This is a genomic window from Candidatus Thiothrix phosphatis (genome assembly GCF_035668035.1).
GTDB lineage: Bacteria > Pseudomonadota > Gammaproteobacteria > Thiotrichales > Thiotrichaceae > Thiothrix > Thiothrix phosphatis.
Genome location: NZ_JAYMYJ010000131.1, coordinates 1 through 3,303, shown reverse-complemented (window position 1 = coordinate 3,303; position 3,303 = coordinate 1). Strand labels below are relative to the sequence as shown.

Annotated in this window: 5 protein-coding genes; all 5 read right to left on the bottom strand. The window is 50.1% G+C overall.

Annotation, left to right across the window (positions count from 1 at the left end):
• Window positions 1-726 (bottom strand): replication protein P (locus tag VSS37_RS15155; protein ID WP_324696562.1); only part of this gene is annotated, 726 nt, incomplete at its 3' end.
• Window positions 723-1,775 carry a DUF1376 domain-containing protein gene (locus VSS37_RS15150; protein ID WP_324696560.1) on the bottom strand — a complete coding sequence of 351 codons (1,053 nt, stop codon included), beginning with the start codon at window positions 1,773-1,775 and terminating at the stop codon, window positions 723-725. The genes VSS37_RS15155 and VSS37_RS15150, both read right to left, overlap by 4 nt.
• Window positions 1,772-1,948, bottom strand: coding sequence for a hypothetical protein (locus VSS37_RS15145; protein ID WP_324696559.1), 177 nt, complete (start codon window positions 1,946-1,948; stop codon window positions 1,772-1,774). Before VSS37_RS15145 ends, VSS37_RS15150 begins: the two co-directional genes overlap by 4 nt.
• Entirely contained in the window at window positions 1,945-2,142 is a 198-nt protein-coding gene (locus tag VSS37_RS15140) for a hypothetical protein (RefSeq protein ID WP_324696557.1), read from the bottom strand. The genes VSS37_RS15145 and VSS37_RS15140 overlap by 4 nt, the downstream gene beginning before the upstream one ends.
• Complete coding sequence (locus tag VSS37_RS15135; RefSeq protein ID WP_324696556.1) at window positions 2,139-2,675, bottom strand: hypothetical protein; 537 nt, start codon at window positions 2,673-2,675, stop codon at window positions 2,139-2,141. Before VSS37_RS15135 ends, VSS37_RS15140 begins: the two co-directional genes overlap by 4 nt.
• Window positions 2,676-3,303: the final 628 nt, after the last annotated feature.

Genomic DNA, 3,303 nt, shown 5'->3' with positions numbered 1-3,303 from the left:
GTGGTCAACAAGATTTGCATCATGCGTTACGGTCATGTTTGCAATATCAAGATGGATTCCTTTTAACCTGCAATCAGAAATAAAATCATCTGCGTATGGCAGATCAGGAAATGATTTCTTCAAGTGGAAATAATGCTGAAGGCTTGAATCAATTTCCTGTTTTTTTATTCGCTGTATCCCGTCTTGTTCAAAATAGCCAGTTTCAGCCAATTCAACTGCCTTGCGGTATTCTATTGCAAAAGCGGCGTCGCGAAGTTCGCGCTCTGTAGTCGGGTGAAGTATTGATCCTGTTTTGCCAGCCAGATACTCGACAAATGGGCAGCTCCACGGCTTACGGCCAACCAGTATTTCCAGCTTCGATTCTGCCAGTGTTGGCAATTTTGATTTTTGCTCTTTGCACAACTGGCAAAACTCTGCTGGCGACGGAAGATATTCCTGGCCACGATCCTGCAAAGCTTTAATCCCACGCGCAACCATGCTTTTTTTGGTTATCCCATTATCGGCAAGAGCCTGTAACCAAACCCGCTTTGCAGCCCCCATCATTGCATCGCCGGAAATCGTCAAACCCCATTTCGGGCAGGCCATGAGGATTTCAGGGAAGATTTCGTTAAACCAGTCAGCCAGTGCGCCTTGGAAATCAACCTGCTTTCTTTCTGGTAATTCAACGACATTTTTACCAGCGCCCGCAGAAACTAAACTGCTCGCGATATTGCCAATCTGTTTCATTGCATATTCCTCCACTCTTCCTCAGTGCAATCAAATCCAAGTCTTTGCGGATCGCAGCCCTTGATCCAAGATTTGTCATCCATGTTGTAACGGTCGCGCGGCTTTCCGTTAGCCGAATTTGGCATGACTGCGGATTGGTAATTGCCCTCCAGAACTTTGAGCATGTTCGCCGGTTTCAGCAGCCAATCAAAACTGGCTTTCCACGTTGTTTCCTGGCCAGTAAGCAACCTGGATTTTGCGACCTTTGCGAAGTACGCCGTCCAATCGTCCAGTGTCGGAAGCATTTCCCGCGTTCTGGCGGCAATCGCTTTCTTCCGCGAATCGTTTAGCTTGCTTGTGGCTGGAAGCATCGGTAGCTGGGCGTGAAAAACATCAACAACGGCTTTGGCATCCACTCCAGCCGAGCCGTCAGGCTTGGCGTCATCCGGTTTTTGTTCGGTGGGCTTTTCTTGGGGGGTAAGGGGGGTATTAGTAATATTCCCTGTCTCTGTCCCTGTCCCTGTCTTAGAGTGGAAATCCTTGGGACGTCCGCTATCTGTCCCAGGGACATTATCGGGACACTTTTTATTGTCCTGTTTTTGTCCCTTGAGTGACTCACGGTACTGGCGTTTACGCTCGCGCTCGTAGTCCTGGCGCTCCCTGAATTTCAGGCGCTGTTCCCATGCCCTCATCACGGTTTCGGCCACAACTGGATGGTAGAGACGCCCGTCAGAGCACTTTACCCATCCGCGCAATGCCATCGCCTTCACGCCCTCCCACCCCTTCACGTCCCGGCCATAGTCAGCAAGGCGGGCAAGCAGGAAATCATCATCTGGAAGGCTACCGGCTGGTTGCTCCAAGAATGATTCACCCCACAATTTCAGGGCAGCTCGGAACTCATCACCAGAAGCCCGCGCCCACATTTCTGAGCGAAACAGGCGATGTATGTTTAATTCCATCCACTCGAATCCGGTCAGATCAGCATCAGCCGGTGTAAGTGGATCGGGTAATTGGTTGTTCGACATGGTTGGTTCCCGTTGGAATGGGATGATGTTTTCAGCCGCACTCATGGATAAGCCCTCCTCAATGCGATCTCGTAAAGCCCAAACCAGAATTCTTCGCGCCCTTCAAAATAACGGACAAGCGAGCAATAACCGGCTGGACTGGAATAAAGCCGGATGCGCGGCTTTTTTTGAATGTGTATGGCGGAATTTTTCGCCCTGGAGTCATCGATGCCGCTCATGCTCTCACCCCCAGTTGCTTAAGTGTCCATTCCTGGATCTCTTCCAGCTTTGCAAGCATCAGGCCTGCATCTCCATTTGAGAAATGCTGGGCAGCTTCATGGAGCAGCCCAGCAAGTTGGAATTTTTGCCCTGTCGATGGCTTGAAACAGTCAAAAAGCGGCGTGATGTCGCGTAATTCGCCCTGAATGTTCATGCTTCACCCCGGAATAGATGAGGATGAGTTTCGGCAGTAACTTTTTGTTTACTTGACACTGTTGCTGCTGGTAGTTTGAAAAATGATTCAATAGCATTTAATACGGATGGTTTTTTATCAGAAAATGCTGGCTTTTTTGTTTTTTCTTTATACCGTTTTGTTTTTTCTTTATTCGGTACTAAGTAATCGCGAGCAATAATTGTGTCAATGCATCCCGCAGAGCTGGCATTTTCCCAGCAATCAAGAGCCTTTAATCCAGTCCTCGATAGCTTGTAGTTGCGCGGGGATTTTTTGTTATCGCTGCTGGTTGTATATTCAAGCAGCCCGTGCATTGCCATTACGACAAGCCTTCCGCGCAGGCTTTGTTCAGTGCATTCAGTTCCTGCGCTGATTGTGTAAAACGGGATTATTGCAAATGAGCGCTGAGGGTATTTTCCATTGCTGGTTGCGGCAAATACTGCAACCAGGGTGCGCCACCAGCTTTCAGGCATCCGATAGCTGGATAGGTTTTGTTTTCCGTCTGAATCTGACATAATTGCCACCATTGTTGTAGAAATTGCCCCGGATGATTTAGCCCGTCACTCCGGGGTTATTTTTATCTGCTTGTCACATAAGTAATGCACTCATAAGACACTTCAAATAAAAACAATCATTTAGACGTTTACGGCAATGGCGATTATATTTAGGCCGCTACACCATTTTTCGCCTTGCCTCCGTCTATCCGGGATGGTTCTCAGTTCCCCGAAAGCCATTTCGGATAGTCCCGGCATTTTCCCGTGCCGGGTTCGGGAGGCCTTTCCTTCAGCCCATCCTTCAAAGAACAACCGAGTCAGCATTCCCGGTTTGCTGGGCGGTATCCGCTGGCCTTGGCCGAGGCGAACTTCCCAGCCTGTTGCAGGAACCCGGGCGCTAGGAGGATGTTCTCCCGAATTCCTGTCCACCCCGTTACAGCACGGTTGCGTGGCTGCCAGACTTTGCCCACTGGCGGGTGATGGAGAGTTCATGCCATGTTGCCCCCGGCGCTCATGGCTCGCTCGGCCCTTGCGGGCTGGCGACGCTGAAGAGGTGCGCATCGCCTGGGATTCGTCAGGGTTACCGGTTGCTCGTCAGTCCCCTGCTTTCTATTGCCAGGAGGGTGTCATTCCTGGCTGGTGGGTATGT